Here is a 20,433-nt window from a genome sequence, read left to right as displayed (position 1 = left end):
CCCTCATGCGGATCAATGCAAAGGCGCAGCCGACCACGCCAGAGCAATTCCGGAAAAAGTGTGCAACGGTGTTCCGTCCGGAATTGCGCAACAAAGAACCAGAGCGTTTCCGCGTTTCCGTGAAAGACGCTCCAGACATCAAGCCGCGCTGTATTTGGTGATCAGCGTCTTGGCCTGTTCAAGCAGCGCAGCACCATCGAGACCCTTGCCCTTCATGTCCTCGACCCATTTGTCGCGGACGGGCTTCGTCGCCTCGACCCAGCGGGCTTTCTCCTCTTCGCTGATCTCGGAAACAGTATTCTTGCCGCTGGCCTTCACCTTCTCGGCCACTTGCGTGCCGACATCGTCCCACATCCTGCCGGCCAGCTTGGCAAAGGTCATGCCCGAGTTCTTGTCGAGCACCGCCTTCAGATCGTCCGGCAACCCGGCATAACGATCCTTGTTCATGGCCAGGAAGAAGGTGGCCGTATAGAGCGTCGGCGTGCCGGGAACCGAAGTATGGTACTTGGTCAGTTCATCGACCTTGATCGAAGGCACGACTTCCCAGGGGATCACCGCGCCGTCGATCACCTTCTGCGCCAAGGCTTCCGGCGTCTGCGGAACGGGCATCGACACCGAGACCGCGCCGAGCGCCGAAAGCGCCTCGCCGGCCAGCCTGGTCGGGTTCCGCAGCTTGAGGCCGGCAAGATCCTCCATCTTGGCGATCGGTTTGTTGGTGTGGATCAGGCCCTGGTCATGCGCCCAGAATGACAGCAGTTTGACGTCTGCGGTTTCCTTGGCCAGGTTGGCTTCGCCATATTCCTGCGCCGCCGGTGCATTGGCTGTGGCCTTCGACGCCGCGACAAAGGGCAGTTCGAACACTTCGGTCGATGGGAATCGTCCGGGCGTATTGCCAGGCAATGTCCAGACGATATCGACGACGCCGTTGCGCGCCTGGTCATAAAGCTGCGGCGGCTTGCCGCCGAGCTGCATGGCTGGATAGATCTCGATCTTCAGCTTGTCGCCGCTGTCGGCGGCCACCTGCTTCGCCCATGGCTCCAGCAATTTGGAATGCACGTTGGATACGGGCGGCAGGAAGTGATGCAGCTTGAGCGTCACGGTGTCCTGCGCGCGGGCACCCGTACTGCCGAGCAGCGTCGGCGCCGCCAGAAGCGAAGCGGAACCCTGCATGAATTTACGACGCGAAATGGCCATTCCCATCCTCCCTGGAACAGTCGATAGTTAACGCGTTATCTACAATGCGGAACTTGTAGGCTGTGCCGGGCCTTGTCAAGCAAATGCCAGCCAGAAATTTCACAATATGAAATTGGTAGCGTCCTTCATCGCAGAAGCCAATGCCGTGAAGAGCGGTGAACGATCCACCTCCACCGACTTGTGCCGTCAGCCACGCAGGCGCAGTTCCATGACCAATGCCTTGCCGAGCAAGGTTTCCGTCTCGCCAAGCAACTCAAAACCGCAGCGGTGATAGAACCCCTCCGCTTCCAGCGCGGCGACGACCTTAAGCAGTACGGCACCTGAACGCCCGGCACGCCGTCTTGCTTCCTCGACCAACGCCCTGCCGACGCCGTGTCCTGCCATTTCCGGCTCGACGAAGAGACCATCAAGTTCTGATTCTCCGCCTACGACCGGCAGCATGATGGCGAAACCCACCACCTTGCCGTCGATCTCCGCCACGATACCGCCGCCGTCGGAAAGATGCTCTGCGGGCAGATGCACGATGCTTCTATTCTCGAACAGGGCATCGCGATAGGCCGGATGCACCAATGAGGCCCGCCATTGCAGTTCCTCGAGGGAGCGACGCTCGGCTGGATAAGCGTCGCGTAGAACGATGGAGGCTGTTTTCTCTTCCACGACCGTGCTTTTTGATCCTCTCCGCAATGCAGACGCAATGAACATGCCCGAACAAGACGCCAGATGACCACAGTGCCTTGAAGCGAAAATGACCCAGATCAGAAAGACCATTGCCCAAGGCAGGCTTGCCGCAGTGGCCACAGTCCTCACGGGCCTTGCACTGTTTTCCCAATGTGGTCCGGTCGGGTTGCAGGCCGCTGAATCGACCGCGGCGCGAACCGTTGCGATCACCTTTGACGACCTGCCGCATGTGAACGCGGCCAATCCGGAAGCACCGGTGCCGCTGACGCTCGATGCCGTTCGACAAGTGAACCGCGACATTCTCGGCGTGCTGAAGTCACATGCCGTGCCAGCAACCGGCTTCGTCGTCGAAAAGCGCGTGGAGCAGCTTGGCCCGCTCGGCAAGGATGTTCTGAAGGACTGGGGCGACGCCGGGCTCGGTCTCGGCAACCACACCTATTCCCACGCCGACAGCAACGGGCTGGACATCGATGCCATCGAAAAGGAAATCGTCGACGGCGAACGCAGCATCGGCCCATACCTGTTCCGGTCGGCGATCGCGACGCCACGTTTCCTGCGCTTGCCCTACAACCATGTTGGCAACACGCCAGAGAAGCAGCTGGCGATCGCGGCCGTGGCCGCGAAACACGGCTACACCCTTGCCGCTTCCACCATCGACACGTCCGACTACCTTTTCGACCGCGCCTATGAAAAGGCCGTCGCTGCGAAAGATGCGGCCAAGGCCGAGCGGATCACTGCCGCCTATCTCGAGCACACCAGGGAGCAGATCGCCTATTATGCGGATCTCAATCGTCAGGTCCTGGGACATGAACCGCCGGCTATCATGCTTTTGCATGTGAACAGCCTGAATGCCGTTACCCTCGACCGTATCCTGATCCTGTTCGAAGAAGCCGGATATCGCTTCACCACGCTGGAAGCGGCCCAGGCCGATCCCGTCTATCAGAAGCCGCTGACGACTGCGACCAAGTTTGGTCCGATGTGGGGTTACCGGTGGGCGAGGCAATACGACGTCAAGGTCAACGGCAGCGCCGAGAAGGAGCCGCCCGACTGGGTCGTGCAATACGGTCGCTAGAGAGTTTCCGTTTCTTACGGAAACGCGGAAGCACTGTTTGTTTTACGGAATTCCGGACGAAAAGCCGTGGAATTGCGCTAGCTCAGCCGCTATCGATCTCGGCCAGCCGCGCCTCCAGGAAACGGCGCTCGGCCGGCTGCCGCGCCAATTCCAGCGCATGCATGTAGGAACTCCGGGCGGCCCCGGTCTGCCCAAGCCTGCGCAGCATGTCTGCGCGTGCCGCATGCGCCAGATGATAGTCGTCGAGAGCACCCGTACTCAGCACCGCTTCTACCGCCGTCAGTCCTGTCGTCGGCCCATCGCGCATGCCGATGGCCACGGCACGATTGAGCGACACGACCGGCGAAGGGTCGACACGCAGCAGCGTGTCATAGAGGCCAACGATCTGCGTCCAGTCGGTGTCGTCGATGCTGGCAGCTCCCGCATGAACGGACGCGATCGCCGCCTGCAGCAGATAAGGCCCCACGTGCCGCATGGCGAAGCCACGTTCGATAAGGCCAAGGGCTTCCGTGATCAGTTCCCTGCTCCACCGTGAACGGTCCTGGTTCTCCAGCAGCACAAGGTCGCCCGCGGCATCAACGCGTGCTGCCCGCCTGGATTCATGCAACAGCATCAGCGCCAGCAGACCAAGCGCCTCCGGTTCCTCCAGCAGCTCCACCACCAGCCGTCCAAGCCGTATCGCCTCTGCACCCAGGTCGGCCCGGGTCAGTTCCGGTCCGTCGGTGGCGGCATAGCCTTCGTTGAAGACGAGGTAGATCACCTTCAGCACGCTTTCGATGCGGGCCGGCAATTCGGCGCGGTCGGGCACTTCATAGGGGATCGCCTCGTCGCGGATCTTCGCCTTCGCTCGCACGATGCGCTGCGCGATCGTCGGTGCCGGCGCCAGGTAGGCGCGGGCAATTTCTTCCGTGGTCAGCCCGGCGACCTCGCGCAATGTCAGCGCGATGCGCGCGTCCGGTGCCAGCGCGGGGTGGCAGCAGGTGAAGATCAGCCTCAGTTCATCGTCGTGGATTGTCTCTGGCAACACAGTTTCAACAGTCGTGTCGGCCAGGGCGGTCAGAGCCGGTACGGCCGCGGCGAGCCTTGCCTGACGACGCCAGCGATCAACGGTCTTGAAGCGGCCGGTCGAAACCAGCCAGGAGTAAGGATTGGCCGGCACGCCATCGACTGGCCAGCGCTGCGTGGCGGCGGCAAAGGCCTCATGCAAGGCCTCTTCCGCCGCCTCGAATCCGCCGAGCAACCGGATCAGCGTTGCCAGCACGCGCCGCTTTTCGGTGCGGTAAACCGCCTCGACGGCAGCGCGTGCCCCGGCTTCGGTCACTCAGAGATCGGCCAGTGTGGGAGGCGGCGTCGAGAAATCCACCGCAGGCCGCACTTCGATCGAGCCGATGCGGGCCAGCGGGTGGGTGCTGGCAACCCGCGCCGCTTCGTTGAGGTCGTGGGCATCGATGACGATGATGCCGCCCAGCATCTCGCGGGTTTCCATGAAGGGTCCATCGGTGGACGACATCTTGCCGTCGCGCACCTGAACTGTCATGGCGCTGCTTGGCAATTCGAGCGCCTCGCCGGCGACGAAATGGCCGCTTTCCTTAAGCTTCTCATCGTGGTTGGCGCATTCGGCGAGCGCGGCGTTGGATTCGGCGCTGCCGTCGAACAGCTTTCTTGCATCATAGTAGATCAGGCAGATATAGCGCACGGGTTATCTCCTTGCGGTGCGTTGTTGACACCCCTTGTCGAATGGCCCGACATGGATTCGACATCGCTCGAAAAAAATCTTGGAAAAACTTCCAATCCTAGGGAAGGCGGCCGAACCGTCGCCTTCCCTGCCCTGCTCGGCTATTCTAACCCAGCAGGCCCTTCACCACGCCGCTGGCCTTGCCGAAATCCATCTGCCCGGCGAATTTTTCGCGCAACGCAGCCATGACCTTGCCCATGTCCTTGACACCGGCCGAGCCCGTCTCGGCGATGACGGCGCGGATCGCGGCTTCGGTCTCGGCGGCATCCATCTGCTTGGGCAGGAAATCGCGAATGATGTCGATCTCGGCACGTTCATTGGCGGCTAGCTCCGGCCGGCCGCCATCCTCGAAAGCCTTGGCCGATTCCTCGCGCTGCTTCACCATCTTGGCGAGGATCTGCAGGATTTCATCGTCGCTGGCGGCGTCCTTGGCATTGCCTCGGTTGGCGATGTCGCGGTCCTTGATCGCCGACTGGATCAGCCGCAGCGTGGTGAGCCGCGGCTTGTCGCCCGCCTTCATGGCTGCCTTGACCTCTTCGGTGACCTTATCGCGCATCATCCTGCTCCTTGGTTTTGACCTGATAAATGGCATTTCGGTCGAAATCACAAGCTTGCGTCACAAATCCTGCCTCCTCATGCCCCCAACGATTGACCGTGCCCGCCCCTTCACTTAAGGGAGGGCCTTGCAACCAGACTGGTTACATGGATTGGCGCGGGCAAAGCTGCCCGGCGCTTTTTGGCGCGCAGTCTGTGACCGGAACGGTTGCCATTTGTTCGCCTCTTGATGGAGAGCCGCCATGGCCGCCACTGCCCCCTGGACCACTGAAACGCCGACAGCCCTGCTGGTGCTGGCCGATGGCACGGTCATCGAAGGGCGTGGCCTGGGCGCCTCGGGTTCAGCCGTCGCCGAAGTCTGCTTCAACACTGCGCTCACCGGCTACGAGGAAATCCTCACCGACCCATCCTATGCCGGCCAGATCGTCACCTTCACCTTTCCCCATATCGGCAATGTCGGCACCAATGACGAAGACATCGAGGACCTCAACCCGGCCGCGCGTGCCGGCGCGGTCGGCGCCATTTTCAAGGCCGATGTCACCGACCCGTCCAGCTTCCGCGCCGCCGGCCATCTCGACCAGTGGCTGAAGCGTCGCGGTATCGTCGCTTTGTCCGGCATCGACACACGCGCGCTCACCGCGCTGATCCGCGAGAAGGGCATGCCCAATGCCGTCATAGCGCATGCTCCCGACGGCAAGTTCGACATCGACGATCTGAAGCGCCGCGCCGCCGCGTGGTCCGGCCTCGTCGGTCTCGACCTCGCGAAGGAGGTCACATCCGGGCAATCCTCGGTCTGGAAGGAAATGCCCTCGGCCTGGAACGAAGGTTATGGTGAACAGGCAGAACCCACCATGCACGTGGTGGCAATCGACTACGGCGTGAAGCGTAACATCCTGCGCCTGCTCGCGGGCCTTGGCGCAAAGGTCACCGTGGTGCCGGCCAAGACGGGCGCCGACGAGATCCTGGCCATGAAGCCGGACGGCATCTTCCTGTCAAACGGCCCCGGCGATCCGGCTGCAACAGGCGAGTATGCCGTCCCGGTCATCAAGGACCTGCTCAAGACCGATATCCCGGTGTTCGGCATCTGCCTCGGCCACCAGATGCTGGCGCTGGCGCTCGGCGGCAAGACCGAGAAGATGCACCAGGGCCATCACGGTGCCAACCATCCGGTCAAGGATCACACCACCGGCAAGGTCGAGATCGTGTCCATGAACCACGGCTTCGCGGTCGATTCCAAATCGCTTCCGGAAGGCGTCGATGAGACCCACACTTCGTTGTTCGACGGCTCGAACTGCGGCATCACGCTGAAAGGCCGTCCGGTTTTCTCAGTGCAACACCACCCTGAAGCCTCCCCAGGCCCACAGGATTCGCACTATCTGTTCCGCCGCTTTGCCAACCTGATCCGTGCGAGGAAGGGCGAACCGGCACTGCCCGAGCGGGGCTGACGTTTCCAATTCGGTAAATGAAAAAGGCGGCCCTGGCCGCCTTCTTCATGTCAATGACCGCCGGCCGCGCCCTCCTGCGCATGCATATGCTCGACCTCCCTCGGCGTCGGTTTCGCTACCTTGGTGACAAACACAAGTACCGACATGGCCAGGAAAAACGCGGCCAGCAGGTAGGGAGCGCCGCCGAACAAAACGGGTGCGTTGGGCCCGGTGAACCACGAGAAGATCGCTGTGTAGAGCAACGGCGTGATGATGGAGGTGATCGAGAAGATCGAGGTCATCGCTCCCTGCAATTCGCCCTGCGCCGAAGGCGGCACTTTGGCTGCGGCGAGACTGCGTAGCGGCGGGTCCGCGAGCGCCTCCAGGCAGCCCGCCACGATAACGGCGTAGATCATCCAGCCCTGCATGGCGAAAGCATAGCCAACGGCACTGGCCGCGGTGAACGTCAACCCGATCGCTGCCGTGCGCCATTCGCCGAGCGCGGGAATGACACGTGGCAGGACCGTTGCCATGATGATGGCGCCACACAGGCCGAAGGCGCCAAGCGAGAAGCCGATCTGTTGTTCGCTCCAGCCGTAGCGATAGGTGGAAACGAACGACCACACCGCCGGATAGACCATGTGGCCGAGCGTCATCAGGAAGAACACCAGCCCGATCCAGCCAATACCTTCATAGTTGCGCATCTGCATGAGCGTTCCAACCGGGTTGGCACGCTTCCACTCGAAGCGGCGGCGATGTTTCTTCTCCAGCGTTTCGGGCAACAGGAAGTACCCGATGATGAAATTGAGCAGTGCAAGCCCGGCTGCAAAGTAGAAGGGCACGCGTGGCCCGAATGTGCCGAGCAGGCCGCCGAGCACAGGGCCGATGACGAAGCCGACGCCGAAAGCGATGCCGAGCAAACCGAAATTCTTGGCTCGGTTCTCGTCGGTCGAGATATCGGCGATGAAGGCCGAAGTGGTCGAATAACTGGCTCCGGAGATGCCTGCAAGCACCCGCCCGATGAACAGCATCGGGTAGGACCAGGCGATGGCGCAGATCAGATTGTCGATAGAGAAGGTCAGCACCGAGGCAAGCAACACGGGACGACGGCCGAAGCGGTCGCTGAGGCCGCCGATGATCGGCGCGAATACGAACTGCATGGCGGCGTAGACAAAGAACAGCCACCCGCCTTCGATGGCTGCCTCGCTGACACTGACACCGGTCAGCTCCTGCAGATAGGCCGGCAGCACCGGCATGATGATGCCGAAACCGATGATATCGAGCAAAAGCGTGGTGAAGACGAGGATCAGGCCCCGTCTGGCCGTCTTGGCTTCCAACATGGTGGCTCTTCCCTCATCCGCCGGTCTGCGGCGGACGGTTCTTATAGGCGAAGCTTGCCATAGGAACAATGAAAGAACGACCGCCTGAACTTTCTCCTGACAGCAGCCGTCAGGACAGGGCCGGTTTTGCGAGGCAATCTGTCGAACACTGGTCGATCGGCTGACAGACGCTTCATTGCTGCCAAACTATGGCACCGGCCTGCCCTCGCTGGCTTCCAGGATCGCGAACCAGTGCTGGCGGTCGAGCTCGATGTCGAGTGCCTTGGCCAGTTGGGCGAGCCGCTCCGGTTTCATCGTGCCCAATACCGGGATCAGTCTTGCCGGGTGGCGCAACAGCCAGGCGATCGCGACCGCCGAGATGTCGCCTGTGCCATACGCATCCGCTGCCCTGGCCAGCGCCTTCCGCACCCGTTCCTCACGCTCGCCCTCGCCGGTGAACAGTGCCCCGCCACCAAGCGGCGACCAGATCATCGGCGCATAGCTTAGCCGCTGCGCATGGTCGAGCCGCCCATCATACAGCGCGGACGTTTCCAGAACGGAATGCTCGATCTGATTGGTGACGACCGGAACCGGCAGCCGCGAGGCAAGCAGATCGATCTGCGAGGGCGTGAAGTTGGACACCCCCACCGCCCGCACCTTGCCCGAGCGCACCATGTTTTCCAGGCCCCGTGCCGTTTCGTCGGCATGCATCAGCGGGTCCGGTCGATGCAGAAGCAGGAGATCCAGATAGTCGGTGCCGAGATTGGCAAGCGATCGCTCCACCGACGCCGCGATATGCGCTGCGCTGGTGTTGTAGTGCGTGATCCAGTTGTCCGGACGGCTCTGCGAGACCAGCATGATATCGCATTTGGTGACGAGCTGGATGTTCTCGCGCCTGCCCTTCCAGGCAGCGAGGCCAGCACCGAAGGCTGCCTCGACGCCGTGATCGCCATAGATGTCGGCATGGTCGAAACTGGTCAGACCAAGATCGACGGCCGTGCCGACAAGGCGCGCCACGGCCAGTGCATCGGGGCGCTCCGGCGCGTCGAGCAGCCGCCATGCCCCGAAAACCAGCCGCGACAGCGAAAGCTGCGCGTCAAGCGCGATGCGCTTCTCGGTCGCCATGCCGGACAGCCGTCAGATCGGGTTGTTGAAGGTATCGCAGGACGACAGCTTGCCTGAATCGAAGCCAGCCTTGAACCAACGCTGGCGCTGCGCCGAGGTGCCGTGGTTGAAGCTTTCCGGCACGACATAGCCCTGCATCTTCTTCTGCAGCGTGTCGTCGCCGATCTGCTTGGCCGCGTTCAGCGCTTCTTCCAGATCGCCCTGCTCCAGAATACCCTTCTGTGCAGTGAAGCGGCCCCAGACCCCGGCGAAGCAGTCGGCCTGCAGTTCGACCCGCATCGACATCTGGTTGGCGTCGGCCTCGCTCATGCGCTGCCGCATCTGGTTGAACTTGGGCAGGACGCCGGTGAGGTTCTGCACATGGTGACCGACTTCGTGCGCGATCACATAGGCCTCGGCGAAATCGCCCGAGGCACCGAACTGCCGCGACAGTTGGTCGAAGAAGGCCGTGTCCAGATAGACCTTGTGATCGCTCGGGCAGTAGAACGGCCCTGATGCGGAACTGGCAAAACCGCAGGCAGAGCGGATCTGGCCGGAGAACAGCACCAGCTTCGGCTGTTCATAAGTCAGGCCATTGGCCTGAAAGATACCGGTCCAGACGTCTTCCGTTTCGGCAAGGATTGTCGCGACGAACTGCTTCATCTCGTCATTGGCCTGCGCACTATTCTGGCTCGGCTGGCCGGACTGGCTGATCTGCGTGTCGTCGCCGGGCAGTAACCCGCCGCCACCGCCGCCCAGGACCTGCATCGGATCGATGCCGAGGAACTTCAGCCCGAAATAGAGCACCACCAGGATGATGATGGTCGACAGCCCACCACCGCCGGCGCGGCCACCGATAGGGATGCGGAACTGGCCGGGACCGCCACCGAGACCACCCGGCAAACCACCACCGCCGTCGGTGCGGTTGTCCTCGATGTTGTCACTCTGCCGGCGACCCTTCCAGAGCATGGCAACTCCTCGCATAATTCGCTTCGGCCGCAAGGCCGAACGATAGCAGTGTTATCGCAACGGTTGCGGCAAGTCACAGGATTTTTCGTTCCGCGAGCATGCCCGCCGGACTGCAAATCAGCACCGACCAATCACCGAGGGTGCCGGACGTCGCTTGCTGAGCAAGACCAGGATTGTCCATGCCAGCGCCGAGCATACGGCCGTCAATGCGAGCACCGCGTTGCCGTTGAAGTGGCTGAGAAGCGCCGCCAGGATCGGCGGAGATGACGCCGAAAGCAGATTGAGCGGCAGCGCGATGCGTGATGCCGCCCGTGCGTAATCCGCCTTGTCGTAGAAGGCCAGCGGAATGGTCGCGCGTGCCACCGCAAGCGCGCCGCTGGCAAGACCATAGACGATGATGAAGACAAGGACACTTGCATAGCCGTTGCCGCCAAGGATCAGCAGCATCAGCGCCAGCGGCAGAGCCGCGCCGGCAACAATGGCGGTGGTAATTCCGTCCCAGCGCCCACCACCCAGGAAGTCGAGGCCGCGCGCCGCGACCTGGACGATGCCCAGCATCGATGCCAGGCCCACAGCTTCCGTCAACGGAAGCCCCCGCGCCTTGAGGAGCTCTATCAGGACGGCCGACAGGCCGTAGGTGACGAAGGCATTCAACGCGATCGCCGACGCGATCAGGTAGAAAGTTCGGCCTCCGACAGCAGTACGCCCGCGGCCTGGCGCCGTCGGCGCCAAGGCAAGGTGTGCGGGAGGTCGAGCCGGAAGGCCGAGTCCGTACAGCGGCAGGCAGACGAAAACCATGACACAGGCGAAGATAAGGCAGCTCGAACGCCAGCCGAGGTGCTCGACCAGAAACGCCGTCAGCGGCCAGAAGATACTGCTGGACAAGCCGGTCATGAGCATCAGGGCGCTGATCGCGCCTTTGGCTTCCCGGCCGAGCACTTCGTTGAGATAGATGTAGGCTGCTGTCGACAGCATCCCGGCTCCCGCTATGCCAAGGATCGCCCAGGCAGCGAAATAGGAAACCGGCCCTTGCGAAACGGCAAGCAGGCCAAAGCCCGGCGCAGCAAGCATCGAGCCCGAAATCATCACCTTGCGCGCGCCGCAGCGCGTGAAAACAGGAGCAAGCGCGGGTCCACAAAGTCCCATCGACGCGTACAGCACCGAGGTCCCGGCAAAAATGGTCGGCAAACTCAGCTGAAGTTCGGCGGCTATTTTCGAGCCGGTCACCGCCAGCAATCCGACAGTGCCCCAGCCGGCTATCTGTGCGATCGCCAGTACAGCAAGGAGCCGAATGTTGTGTCCTGGGAGGCGAAAGAAAGGCATGGGGCAATTTCGACGATCAAGCCCCTCGCTTAGCCGCCTTCGATTTCAGATCGATGACGGCCGCGGCCATCGGTGGAAACGATCTACAGGCCCTTCGCCATGGCACGCTGGATTGCTTCCAGCGTTTCCGCGCTGACATGGTGCTCGATGCCTTCCGCATCGATGCGCGCGGTTTCGGCGCTGACGCCGAGCGCGCGCAGGAAAGCTTCCACCGTCTGGTGGCGGATACGGCTTTCGTCGGCCACCTTGCGCCCAGCTTCCGTCAGGAACACGCCACGATAGGGCTTCCGCGACACCAGCCCGTCGGCGCAAAGCCTGGTCAGCATCTTCGCGACCGTCGGCTGGGCCACACCGAGCCGGGCAGCAATATCGACCTGGCGCGCCTCGTTGCCATCCTCGATCAGGTCGGCAATCAACTCGACATAGTCCTCCACCAGCGCGCTGCGGCGTGCTTCGCGGGTATGCCGGAAGCCTTCCGAATGCACTTCGGCATCCGGCAGCGGCTCATCGCGCGGGACGGATCTCGGTCTCGACGCCAATCGTTTCTCCTCGATGTTTTGCTGCCGGTTTGATCCGGCCTTTCGCATTTATAGCACAGGCTCTGATTTTTCAGGACCTTTTATGTTTTCGGCTCCCAAGGCCGGGAACCCTGTAGTTCCGGTGCGCGGCAGGCGATTCAATCGGGTACATTACATCGCCTTTAGGCGAAAACCGGCGTGCAATCAAAAAGCCGAGACAATGAAATATAGCATATTGCATAATGTTGAGCAGCGGCATAGATTCAGGGGGTAAACCCTCCAGACTCCAGCAGGACTTCGCATGCAAGACGCGGGCGCCACCGAAACGATGCCTTCCCAACGGGCCTTCTTCCGGCCGATGGGCGATGGGCGACCGAGCCTCCCGGAAGTCAATTCCTCCATCGCCGTCCCCACAACCGGCACATGGTTCCGACGTCTGTTTGCCTTCATGGGACCGGGCTACATGGTCTCGGTCGGTTATATGGACCCCGGCAACTGGGCGACCGATCTCGCCGGCGGCGCGCAATTCGGCTACACGCTGCTCTTCGTCATCATGCTGTCCAACCTGATGGCGATCCTCCTGCAGGCACTGGCCGCCCGCCTCGGCATCGCCACCAGCCGCGATCTCGCCCAGGCCTGTCGCGCTTACTACCCAAAGCCGGTCGCCTACGCCCTGTGGGTGGCCTGCGAACTCGCCATCATCGCCTGTGATCTTGCCGAAGTTATCGGCACGGCCATCGCCCTCAATCTTCTGTTCGGCATCCCGCTCATTGGCGGCGCGCTGATTACCGCGCTCGACGCCTTCCTGGTGCTTCTGTTGATGAACAAGGGCTTCCGCTATCTCGAAGCCTTCGTTGTCGCCTTGCTCATCATCATCTTCGGTTGCTTTGCCATCCAGATCTTCGCGGCAGCGCCCGAGCCCGGCTCGATCCTGCACGGCCTGTTCGTGCCGTCGTCCGAGATCGTCACCAACCCGGCCATGCTCTACATCGCCATGGGCATCATCGGCGCGACGGTGATGCCGCATAACCTCTATCTGCACTCATCGATCGTGCAGACCCGCGCCTATCCACGCACGGAGTCCGGCAAGCGCGACGCCATCAAGTGGGCGACGCTGGACTCCACCATCGCGCTGATGCTGGCACTGTTCGTCAACGCCGCCATCCTCATCGTTTCGGCCGTTGCGTTCCACGGCAGCGGCAACCAGAATGTCGCCGAGATCGGCCAGGCCTACGAACTTCTCTCGCCGCTGCTTGGCCTCGGCATTGCCTCGACACTGTTCGCCATTGCCCTGCTCGCCTCGGGCCTCAACTCGACGGTGACGGCGACGCTGGCCGGCCAGATCGTGATGGAGGGCTTCCTGCACCTTCGCATCCCGCACTGGGCACGTCGTCTGCTCACCCGCGGTCTCGCCATCATCCCGGTCGTGTTCGTCACCGCGCTGTATGGTGAAAAGGGCACGGCCGAACTCCTGGTGCTCAGCCAGGTGATCCTGTCGATGCAGCTTCCCTTTGCCGTGGTCCCTCTTGTCCAATTCGTATCGGACCGCAACAAGATGGGTTCATTTGCGATCTCCAGATGGGTCGCAGTGCTGGCCTGGATCGTCGCCGCGCTGATCCTCTCGCTCAACTTCAAGCTGCTCTACGACATCTTCACTGGCGTCGCTTGAAGCGGCAGCGGATACGCCGACTTCAAAAATAGGCTATGCTTGCGGCTGTGCGGATATCGTGTCCACACCGCCGCAAGGTTTTCAAAAGACCCATGACCCGTGTCGCCGAAGCCCGTTGCTTCTATGCCCGGCTGCTTGCCGCGAATGCCGGCGCGCAGGATCCGCGCCTGGAAGAGGCCCTTGCCACCGTCCCACGCGAGGATTTTCTCGGTCCAGGTCCCTGGACGGTGATCGTCATTCCCTGGACATCCGGCCGTCGTGCCATCGAAACACCGAGCGCCGATCCGGTCCATCTCTACCAGAACCATCTTGTGGCGCTGGACCGCGACAAGGGCATCAACAACGGCGAACCGTTGCTGCACACCATGTGGATGACAAAGATAGCGCCGAAGCCTGGCGAGCACATTACCCATATCGGCGCCGGCACCGGCTACTACAGCGCGATCCTGTCCAGGCTCGTGGCTCCCGGCGGCAAGGTGACAGCCTATGAGTATGAGGCGCATCTCGCCGCCCGTGCGACCGCCAATCTCACGGCCTATGATCATGTGAGCGTGGTACACGGCGACGCCGTGCATGCCGAACTGCAACCGTCGGACGTCATCTATGTCAATGCCGGCGCCATTGCTCCGCCCGCTTCCTGGCTGCAGGCGTTGAAACCCGGAGGACGGCTTGTCTTTCCCTGGCGCCCGGCGGAAAAGATCGGCCTTGCCGTCATGGTGACGCGACAGGAAAAAGGTTTTGCCTGCCAGCCCTTCATGCGTTCGTGGTTCATCCCTTGCGTCGGTGCCTCAGCCCTTGGACCGGACGGTGCGTCCATCAAGATACCGACTTCAGATGAGGCAAAACACAGCCGTTCCGTCTTCATCACGAAAGACAGGGCTCCCGACGCAACCGCCACCGCCATCTTCGGCGATGTCTGGTTCTCGTCGAAGAGCCCTGATGGCCGACGGCCTGTCTGAGCCTATTCGGCGGGCATCGCCGTCAGCCTTGCGACGCGCAGGCTGAGCAGCAGCAAGACGAGCCCGACGAGCGGGAACAGGGCCGCGGCGATACCGAGATCGACCGTGCTGCCATATTGCAGCACTACGCCACCGACCACCGCTCCCAGCGCGACGCCGAGATAAAGCGCCGATGCATTGAGCGAGAGCACGATCGGCGCGGCATCCGGCGCCAGCTTCACGATGCGGCTGGCCTGCGCCGGCGGGAAAGCCCAGCCGATCAGGCCCCAGGCAGCGATCAGCGCGAACAGCGCAGGCCCCGCGAACGGACGCGGCAGGACCGGGACGGCCGAGATCAGCGCCAGAACGATGGTGACCAGTCCGAACGACCACGCAACGGTGCGCGTGGCACCAAAGCGATCCGCCATCTGCCCGCCTGTGATGTTGCCGAGAACCGCACCGATGCCAAAGGCGAGCAGCAGGCCCGGCAAGGCGAGTTCGTTTAGACCTGCCCCTTCGATTGCGAGCGGTGCGATGTAGGAGAAGACCGTGAAGGCACCGGTCAGGATCAGCAGGGTCTGGACAAGGATCGGCAGAATGCCAGGGCGCAGTGCCGCGCGCAGCCGCTCACTGAGTGGCAGCCGGGTACCAACCAGCCCGCGCGGCAGGCGCCAGGCCAGGACAAGCCCCGCCAGCGTTCCAAGCGCCGCCACCGCAAAGAAGGTGCCGCGCCAGCCGGCGAAGGTTCCCAAAAGCGCCCCGAGCGGTGCTCCCACCGCCACCGCCACGGTCGTCCCGCCGACCACCACGGAGATGGCGCGCGCACGGTGATGCGCGTCGACCAGCGCGACTGCCGTTGCCTGGGCGGTGGCGGCAAAGAGACCCGACGCCAGCGCCATGACGATGCGCGCTGCAAGCAGCACCGCGAAGGAAGACGAAAGTCCGGCCACGATGTTGCCGAGCACGAAGAAAGCCAGCGTCCACAGAATGATGCGGCGACGATCCCAGTCGCCAGTCAGTGTCGCCAGCACCGGCGCACCGACGGCATAGGCCAGCGCGAAAGCGGTGATCAGAACCCCCGCCACAGGCACCGAGATGCCGGCATCTGCTGCGATCTCCGGCAGCAGGGCGGAAATGACAAAGCCCTCGGTCGAAATGGTGAACGAGCCGAGCGCGAGCCAGTAGAGGCGCTTGTCCATGGGATGTCCTTAGTTCAAAGATTATTGAACAATTGAACCTGCCCTGGCGATTTGTCAATCGTCCGCAACGAGGCCTTTGTTCAAAAAACATTGAATATTTGAACAAGGCTTGGCGGTTTTTCAATTCCATGGCACAACACTCCTGCCAGCATCATGTCAGCGGACCGTCCAGGCGCGCGGTTTGCCGGCGCATTGAATCAGGCCGAAAACGGCCCTACCTTTGAACGCATGTCGATGACCCTGCCCCACCCGACCCCCGATCAGATCAGCCTGCCGCTGGTGCTTTCCGTGCTGGGTGATCCGACAAGGCTGGCCATCGTCGCCCACCTCGCCCGCCGCGAAGGCGGCAAGGGGCGGATGAGCTGCAGCCGCTTCCTGGCGTTGGGATCGAAGACCAATCTCAGCTACCATCTGGCCAAGCTGCGCGAAGCGGGCGTCACCCGCACCGAAGCGGTCGGCACGCAGCGCTTTCTCACGCTGCGCCGGGACGATCTCGACCAGCGCTTCCCCGGCCTGCTCGACAGCATCGTTGCCGGGGCCGAACACGCGGGGCTCCCCAAGCTCGAGGACACGCTCGAAGTGGCATAGGTCCGTCGGCCATGGCAACGGAATCGACACGGTCCGAGACCCTGTTGGACCGTGACCGATGCCGAGCAATAAACTCGATCGCCCGTGCAGAACACAGAGGTCCCGTCAGCGCAAGATTCGGTATCCTCTATGGCATCGCGTCTGACCTTGTCCGTTTAGCGCGAAGCCTGCGCGTATTGGATTGTCAGGACGAAAGGTTGATCTCCTCAACCTCGGGAGCGATGGGAAACGGATTGACCGAGTAAGAATTGGACGTCAGGCCGCTGCCGGTGCGGATGATGATGCGCTCTTCCTTGAACCGCTCGAAAGTGGCGCGGGAAATGCGCATGGATTTGCCCTTTGCATCGGCCGCTGCGACTTTGTTCGACCAGGGGAAATGGGTGATGGTCGCGACACGCTTCAGGAAGCGTTTTTCCTTGTCGCTCAGCTCGATCGAAATGCCCGCTCCACCCATATCGCGACAATACGAACAAGCGGGAATTTGTCCAGCCGGACACGTCCTACCTGGCAACAGCCAGCACGATGGCAATCACCACAAGCAGCGGGCCCATCCACTTGAAATGTCCGATGAGATGTTCCAACCACCCCGGCTGCCCGGGATTGGCCTGGATGGGAAAAGCAAGCAGCCCAAATCCTACGCCGGACATCCAGAGCCCCGCGCAGAACATGATGAACTGATCAATGTAGTCGGCGATCATCTTTGCACTCCTGCTCTCCGTCAAACGATCGGAGCGGGACAGCCACGGAAGCTTTCGACAGGCTCGTCCTGTCGCGTCACGTGTGTTCACCGCCCTCACGCAGACTGCGTAAGAAGTTCCTTCAACCGCGCTCTTTCGTCATCATTCAGTTTCTCCACACAAGACACAAAGAGTGCATCACCCAGCTGGTTTCCGGCGGCTTTGCTTCGTGCTGCCCAATAGCTGGCCATAACGGGGTCGCGTTCCACGACAATACCCAAATCATAGGATACAGCCACTATCGCCGCCGCCCCTGCGTGTCCCTGATCCGCCGCAGCGCGGAACCAGCGATAAGCCGATTCCGGATCTCGTTTTACTCCCAATCCCTCATGGTAGGCGGTGGCCAGCATCGTTTGCGCGACAGCGTCTCCTTGTTCCGCCTGAGAAACGAGTTCGGGCGTAAAGCGAAAGGGTTCATCGGCTTCGTCTATGGGTGGCGAAGCCCGCAACCATGAGATCAGCTTGCCTATACTTGCCAGTAACTTGAACATCTTTCCTCGCGAGGGCGGCGGGTATCAGATGATGCAGGCTGAAGACGAACTGGACGAAAGATTGCGTTCAGTTCGCCTTGACCAGAACCACGCGTCGGTTCTTGGCGCGGCCCTCGTCATTGTCGTTGGAAGCGATGGGCGCCATCATGCCGGCTCCCGCTGCCGTAAGCCGCTTCTCGTCGATTTCATACTTTGACGCCAATGCCGCCTTGACCGCCTGCGCGCGGCGCGACGAAAGGTCGATGTTGTGATCGAAGCTGCCTTCGCTGTCCGTATGACCAACCACGAGCACGGCCATTTTCGGGTCGTTCTTCAGCAGGGTTGCAATCTCTTTCAGCGTGGGGTCGGACTCCGGCTTTATGTCGGCCTTGTCGGTATCGAAATAGATGCCGTAGAGTGAAATCGACCCTGTGGCCGAAAGCGATTCATTCATCTTTGCGGCTTCGACGACGACCATTTTCTTGTCTCGCGCCTTGGGCTCCAGGACCTGGACAACCGCCACCGTGCGGCCGTTCAGTTCCTTGCAATAGAGGTCGTCGATCATGGTGTAGGTCTGCACCGCGACATAGGCGTCACCACCATCCTCTGGCACTTTGGCCGTGAAATAGCGTTGGTCCGTGATCGTCGACGTCAGCGCGCATTTGCCGTTGCTGAAGTCGGCGTCCTTGAGATCGCTGTCGTGGAAGAAGAACATCGTCAGACTCATGTCGTTGCCGCCACCGCTGGAGGAGCGATCGGCGGCCCCGCCGCATTCCTCCTTCCTGCACTCGAACAACACCTCGCCGCTCTTCTGGGCGATCACATCCTGGTAGTTGCGCAGCACTTCGAGCGGCGAGCGATCCGGCGGCAGGACGTAGGCTATACGCGTGAGGGCGCCTTCAGCCTCGACCTTTTTCTCAGGCGCGAACTTCCGGTTGTTGTTCTTGTCACGGGCGTCCGGGTCCTCGCTGGGCTTCAGCGCCGAGAGCGGTAGGGTGAAATCCGTGTAGGCGAGCTTCTCGTAGGAGACGATGAAGGAGCCGTCATATCTTTTGACCAGTGCATTGTCTGAAGCGCCGTCGATATCGGCCGTTGGATTGGTGGCGTCGGCGAGGCCTGAAGTGGCGGTGACGACGAGAGCCGAGACCACGGCAACGGAAAGAGCGGCAATGCGGGTGAAAATCCGGGTGTTCATGCTTCCCCCAAAACGATGAAAACGGACCGGGGGCAGGAAATCACACCGCGCGCTAACCGACAAGCAGCCCGCTGCGTCTCCATCATCCACAGGCGAACCCTGGTTGCCCGCTAATACTGGGCGATGTTCTTGAGCATAGGCACCAAGAAGATCGACACCGCAGCCAGCCCGAACAGCCACAGGGCAACAGGCCCGAAGAACGCAACCGGCAGGAGAATGGCCCACGGTGCGTGACGTATGATTTTCTTGCGCAGGGCATAGGCTGACAGGATCAGGCTGTATGCACCTCCGATCGTGGTTGTAAGGGCCACGAACGTAACGATTGCCGCCAACAGTTTTGCCAGGACCCCATACTCCAATATTTCCGGGCTCCACGCAAAGACCGTTACAGCCGCGCAGAGCGCCGTCCAGGTGAAGACGGTCAAGGCGGTTCTCAGGAAGTCCAGGTAATCTTTCGCCACTTCATCCTTGGTCATGTGTCGGCTCGCCGTTTTCGAACGTTTGCATGGCCACCTGATGCCGAAACAGCGCACCGCCCGCAAGGAAAAGCACGAAATGCGTGAGAAGCGCCCAAGGGTAACTGTATCGGCCGGTAGACCCGTACAGATTGTCGAATCTGCTCCGCACTGTCCCTGTCCACCCCGGCAGAGCCTCCCCTAGACAGCAACGCATGAGCACGATTGACATGTCCCCCATCCGGATCGGCGTCCTGGCTCCGCTGACACCGCCGGGCTGGGTTCAGGCAGGCCGGCACCTGCTCGCCGGGCTTCAGTTGGGCGTAAGCGAGGTCAACGACATCGGTGGCATCGCCGGAAGGCCGCTTCAGCTCGTGGTCCGGGACACCGCCGCTGATCCTCGAAAGGCCGAGGCGGCAGTGGAAGAGCTCGCAAGCCTCGGCGTCGCCGTCCTGGCGGGTGAATATCACAGCGTCGTTGCCTGCGCTGCCGCGGCCAGGGCTGACGCCCTTCGCCTGCCGTTCCTCTGCTCGTCGGCGGTGATCGACATGCTCACCGAGCAGCCAACGCAATGGGTAGCGCGGCTTGCTCCGGCGCAGTCCCGCGGCTGGCGTGTCTATGCGGACTTCCTGCGGGCCGTCGGCCACAGCCGCATTGCTCTGGCGCTCGACCAGAGCGTCTATTGGACATCCGGCGCCCGCATTCTGCGGGACTGTGTCGGCCGGCATGGTGGTGCCGTCATCGAGCTTGATGCGCGCGCCCCAAGCCCAGAAGCGCTGTGCGACGAGCTCGTCAGCAATCGCGCGACAGCACTGCTGCTTCTGGCCGGCTACCCGGAACCGGCATTATCCCTTGTCAAAGCCGTCCGCAGGCGCCTGCCCGGGATCCTGATCGGCGCACCGGCGGGGCAACCGGAATTTGCTGAATTCGCGGCAATGCCGGGAGGTGCCGCCATCCCATTCCTGCGCTACCTGCCCGAACACCTCAGCGCCCTTGGCGCACGCGTCGAGGCGGACCTTCGCGACAGGCTGTCGGAGACGCCATCCTTCGTCGCCTTCGAAGGGTACGACACGATCGCCGTCCTCGCACAGATACTGCATTCTTGCGGTGCGGATCGGGATCGCATCGCCCGAGCCTGGCCGACCATCGCCGTCGAGGGTACCCGAGGGCAAATCCGGTTCTCCCGCGCGCCGGGGATCAGCGTCTGGCAATGGAGCTGGCCGCCAATCCAGGTCGCGGAACGGCACCCGGCAGACCCCGACCGCCTTCGGGTTCTCCATATCGGCTGAGC

The 20,433-nt window shown here is 62.1% G+C and carries 22 protein-coding genes; 6 read left to right on the top strand and 16 right to left on the bottom strand.

Translation table 11 applies throughout. The features are described 5' to 3' along the window. Window positions 1-138 precede the first annotated feature (138 nt). A complete protein-coding gene (locus tag ACFJIU_RS04510; protein ID WP_379067938.1) occupies window positions 139-1,194 on the bottom strand; it encodes a TRAP transporter substrate-binding protein in 1,056 nt (351 codons plus the stop codon). A gap of 186 nt (window positions 1,195-1,380) precedes the next feature. After that, window positions 1,381-1,851 carry a GNAT family N-acetyltransferase gene (locus ACFJIU_RS04505; protein ID WP_379067935.1) on the bottom strand — a complete coding sequence of 157 codons (471 nt, stop codon included), beginning with the start codon at window positions 1,849-1,851 and terminating at the stop codon, window positions 1,381-1,383. 88 nt (window positions 1,852-1,939) lie between these two features. On the opposite strand from ACFJIU_RS04505, the gene ACFJIU_RS04500 reads away from it, so the two are divergent. Then, window positions 1,940-2,944, top strand: a complete 1,005-nt coding sequence (locus ACFJIU_RS04500; RefSeq protein ID WP_379067931.1) for a polysaccharide deacetylase family protein — start codon at window positions 1,940-1,942, stop codon at window positions 2,942-2,944. Window positions 2,945-3,026: 82 nt separating this feature from the next. On the opposite strand, the gene ACFJIU_RS04495 is transcribed toward ACFJIU_RS04500, so the two are convergent. The 3 genes from ACFJIU_RS04495 to ACFJIU_RS04485 form a co-directional block, all read right to left on the bottom strand. Beyond that, entirely contained in the window at window positions 3,027-4,265 is a 1,239-nt protein-coding gene (locus ACFJIU_RS04495) for an RNA polymerase sigma factor (protein WP_379067928.1), read from the bottom strand. Then, a complete protein-coding gene (locus tag ACFJIU_RS04490) occupies window positions 4,266-4,640 on the bottom strand; it encodes a YciI family protein (protein WP_379067926.1) in 375 nt (124 codons plus the stop codon). 145 nt (window positions 4,641-4,785) lie between these two features. Then, window positions 4,786-5,238 (bottom strand): GatB/YqeY domain-containing protein, encoded by a 453-nt coding sequence (locus ACFJIU_RS04485; RefSeq protein WP_379067923.1) that lies wholly within the window; start codon window positions 5,236-5,238, stop codon window positions 4,786-4,788. Window positions 5,239-5,476: 238 nt separating this feature from the next. Between ACFJIU_RS04485 and carA the strand changes: the two genes are divergently transcribed. Next, complete coding sequence (gene carA / locus ACFJIU_RS04480; RefSeq protein ID WP_379067920.1) at window positions 5,477-6,679, top strand: glutamine-hydrolyzing carbamoyl-phosphate synthase small subunit; 1,203 nt, start codon at window positions 5,477-5,479, stop codon at window positions 6,677-6,679. 50 nt (window positions 6,680-6,729) lie between these two features. Here carA and ACFJIU_RS04475 read toward each other — a convergent pair whose 3' ends face one another. The 5 genes from ACFJIU_RS04475 to mntR form a co-directional block, all read right to left on the bottom strand. Beyond that, window positions 6,730-7,998, bottom strand: a complete 1,269-nt coding sequence (locus ACFJIU_RS04475; RefSeq protein ID WP_379067917.1) for a TCR/Tet family MFS transporter — start codon at window positions 7,996-7,998, stop codon at window positions 6,730-6,732. Window positions 7,999-8,184: 186 nt separating this feature from the next. After that, window positions 8,185-9,102, bottom strand: coding sequence for an aldo/keto reductase family oxidoreductase (locus ACFJIU_RS04470; protein ID WP_379067914.1), 918 nt, complete (start codon window positions 9,100-9,102; stop codon window positions 8,185-8,187). A 12-nt stretch (window positions 9,103-9,114) separates the two neighbouring features. Further along, entirely contained in the window at window positions 9,115-10,050 is a 936-nt protein-coding gene (locus ACFJIU_RS04465; protein WP_379067911.1) for a neutral zinc metallopeptidase, read from the bottom strand. Between the two features lie 117 nt (window positions 10,051-10,167). Then, on the bottom strand, window positions 10,168-11,373 hold the full coding sequence (locus ACFJIU_RS04460; protein WP_379067908.1) for an MFS transporter: 1,206 nt from the start codon (window positions 11,371-11,373) through the stop codon (window positions 10,168-10,170). A gap of 83 nt (window positions 11,374-11,456) precedes the next feature. After that, window positions 11,457-11,912 (bottom strand): manganese-binding transcriptional regulator MntR, encoded by a 456-nt coding sequence (mntR, locus tag ACFJIU_RS04455; RefSeq protein WP_379067905.1) that lies wholly within the window; start codon window positions 11,910-11,912, stop codon window positions 11,457-11,459. Between the two features lie 280 nt (window positions 11,913-12,192). Here mntR and ACFJIU_RS04450 point away from each other — a divergent pair, with 280 nt between their 5' ends. Then, window positions 12,193-13,560, top strand: coding sequence for an Nramp family divalent metal transporter (locus ACFJIU_RS04450; protein WP_379067903.1), 1,368 nt, complete (start codon window positions 12,193-12,195; stop codon window positions 13,558-13,560). Between the two features lie 92 nt (window positions 13,561-13,652). Further along, on the top strand, window positions 13,653-14,519 hold the full coding sequence (locus tag ACFJIU_RS04445; protein ID WP_379067900.1) for a protein-L-isoaspartate O-methyltransferase: 867 nt from the start codon (window positions 13,653-13,655) through the stop codon (window positions 14,517-14,519). Between the two features lie 2 nt (window positions 14,520-14,521). Here ACFJIU_RS04445 and ACFJIU_RS04440 read toward each other — a convergent pair whose 3' ends face one another. After that, the gene (locus tag ACFJIU_RS04440) at window positions 14,522-15,697 is read right to left on the bottom strand and encodes an MFS transporter (RefSeq protein WP_379067898.1); all 1,176 of its coding nucleotides are present in this window, start codon (window positions 15,695-15,697) and stop codon (window positions 14,522-14,524) included. Window positions 15,698-15,931: 234 nt separating this feature from the next. Between ACFJIU_RS04440 and ACFJIU_RS04435 the strand changes: the two genes are divergently transcribed. Next, on the top strand, window positions 15,932-16,285 hold the full coding sequence (locus ACFJIU_RS04435) for an ArsR/SmtB family transcription factor (RefSeq protein WP_379067896.1): 354 nt from the start codon (window positions 15,932-15,934) through the stop codon (window positions 16,283-16,285). A 184-nt stretch (window positions 16,286-16,469) separates the two neighbouring features. On the opposite strand, the gene ACFJIU_RS04430 is transcribed toward ACFJIU_RS04435, so the two are convergent. The 5 genes from ACFJIU_RS04430 to ACFJIU_RS04410 all read right to left on the bottom strand — a co-directional run bounded on the left by ACFJIU_RS04430 (window position 16,470) and on the right by ACFJIU_RS04410 (window position 19,163). Next, on the bottom strand, window positions 16,470-16,739 hold the full coding sequence (locus ACFJIU_RS04430; RefSeq protein ID WP_379067893.1) for a hypothetical protein: 270 nt from the start codon (window positions 16,737-16,739) through the stop codon (window positions 16,470-16,472). Between the two features lie 46 nt (window positions 16,740-16,785). Continuing rightward, entirely contained in the window at window positions 16,786-16,983 is a 198-nt protein-coding gene (locus tag ACFJIU_RS04425) for a hypothetical protein (RefSeq protein ID WP_379067890.1), read from the bottom strand. Window positions 16,984-17,078: 95 nt separating this feature from the next. After that, a complete protein-coding gene (locus tag ACFJIU_RS04420; RefSeq protein ID WP_379067887.1) occupies window positions 17,079-17,513 on the bottom strand; it encodes a tetratricopeptide repeat protein in 435 nt (144 codons plus the stop codon). 67 nt (window positions 17,514-17,580) lie between these two features. Next, window positions 17,581-18,687: an OmpA family protein gene (locus ACFJIU_RS04415; RefSeq protein WP_379067884.1), complete on the bottom strand. Its 1,107-nt coding sequence runs from the start codon at window positions 18,685-18,687 to the stop codon at window positions 17,581-17,583. Window positions 18,688-18,797: 110 nt separating this feature from the next. Next, entirely contained in the window at window positions 18,798-19,163 is a 366-nt protein-coding gene (locus ACFJIU_RS04410) for a hypothetical protein (protein WP_379067882.1), read from the bottom strand. 194 nt (window positions 19,164-19,357) lie between these two features. On the opposite strand from ACFJIU_RS04410, the gene ACFJIU_RS04405 reads away from it, so the two are divergent. Next, window positions 19,358-20,431, top strand: a complete 1,074-nt coding sequence (locus ACFJIU_RS04405) for an ABC transporter substrate-binding protein (RefSeq protein WP_379067880.1) — start codon at window positions 19,358-19,360, stop codon at window positions 20,429-20,431. Window positions 20,432-20,433: the final 2 nt, after the last annotated feature.

It is taken from the genome of Mesorhizobium sp. UC74_2 (assembly GCF_042701485.1).
Taxonomy (GTDB): domain Bacteria; phylum Pseudomonadota; class Alphaproteobacteria; order Rhizobiales; family Rhizobiaceae; genus Mesorhizobium.
The sequence above is the reverse complement of the archived record's forward strand: the minus strand, read 5'-3'. Positions and strand labels throughout refer to the sequence as shown.

Coding starts and splice junctions, on each gene's coding strand:
- ACFJIU_RS04510 (WP_379067938.1), bottom strand. CDS start 1,194: ATGGCCATTTCGCGTCGTAAATTCATGCAGGGTTCCGCTTCGCTTCTG.
- ACFJIU_RS04500 (WP_379067931.1), top strand. CDS start 1,940: ATGACCCAGATCAGAAAGACCATTGCCCAAGGCAGGCTTGCCGCAGTG.
- ACFJIU_RS04485 (WP_379067923.1), bottom strand. CDS start 5,238: ATGATGCGCGATAAGGTCACCGAAGAGGTCAAGGCAGCCATGAAGGCG.
- carA (WP_379067920.1), top strand. CDS start 5,477: ATGGCCGCCACTGCCCCCTGGACCACTGAAACGCCGACAGCCCTGCTG.
- ACFJIU_RS04475 (WP_379067917.1), bottom strand. CDS start 7,998: ATGTTGGAAGCCAAGACGGCCAGACGGGGCCTGATCCTCGTCTTCACC.
- ACFJIU_RS04470 (WP_379067914.1), bottom strand. CDS start 9,102: ATGGCGACCGAGAAGCGCATCGCGCTTGACGCGCAGCTTTCGCTGTCG.
- ACFJIU_RS04465 (WP_379067911.1), bottom strand. CDS start 10,050: ATGCTCTGGAAGGGTCGCCGGCAGAGTGACAACATCGAGGACAACCGC.
- ACFJIU_RS04460 (WP_379067908.1), bottom strand. CDS start 11,373: ATGCCTTTCTTTCGCCTCCCAGGACACAACATTCGGCTCCTTGCTGTA.
- ACFJIU_RS04450 (WP_379067903.1), top strand. CDS start 12,193: ATGCAAGACGCGGGCGCCACCGAAACGATGCCTTCCCAACGGGCCTTC.
- ACFJIU_RS04445 (WP_379067900.1), top strand. CDS start 13,653: ATGACCCGTGTCGCCGAAGCCCGTTGCTTCTATGCCCGGCTGCTTGCC.
- ACFJIU_RS04440 (WP_379067898.1), bottom strand. CDS start 15,697: ATGGACAAGCGCCTCTACTGGCTCGCGCTCGGCTCGTTCACCATTTCG.
- ACFJIU_RS04435 (WP_379067896.1), top strand. CDS start 15,932: ATGACCCTGCCCCACCCGACCCCCGATCAGATCAGCCTGCCGCTGGTG.
- ACFJIU_RS04430 (WP_379067893.1), bottom strand. CDS start 16,739: ATGGGTGGAGCGGGCATTTCGATCGAGCTGAGCGACAAGGAAAAACGC.
- ACFJIU_RS04425 (WP_379067890.1), bottom strand. CDS start 16,983: ATGATCGCCGACTACATTGATCAGTTCATCATGTTCTGCGCGGGGCTC.
- ACFJIU_RS04420 (WP_379067887.1), bottom strand. CDS start 17,513: ATGTTCAAGTTACTGGCAAGTATAGGCAAGCTGATCTCATGGTTGCGG.
- ACFJIU_RS04415 (WP_379067884.1), bottom strand. CDS start 18,687: ATGAACACCCGGATTTTCACCCGCATTGCCGCTCTTTCCGTTGCCGTG.
- ACFJIU_RS04410 (WP_379067882.1), bottom strand. CDS start 19,163: ATGACCAAGGATGAAGTGGCGAAAGATTACCTGGACTTCCTGAGAACC.
- ACFJIU_RS04405 (WP_379067880.1), top strand. CDS start 19,358: ATGAGCACGATTGACATGTCCCCCATCCGGATCGGCGTCCTGGCTCCG.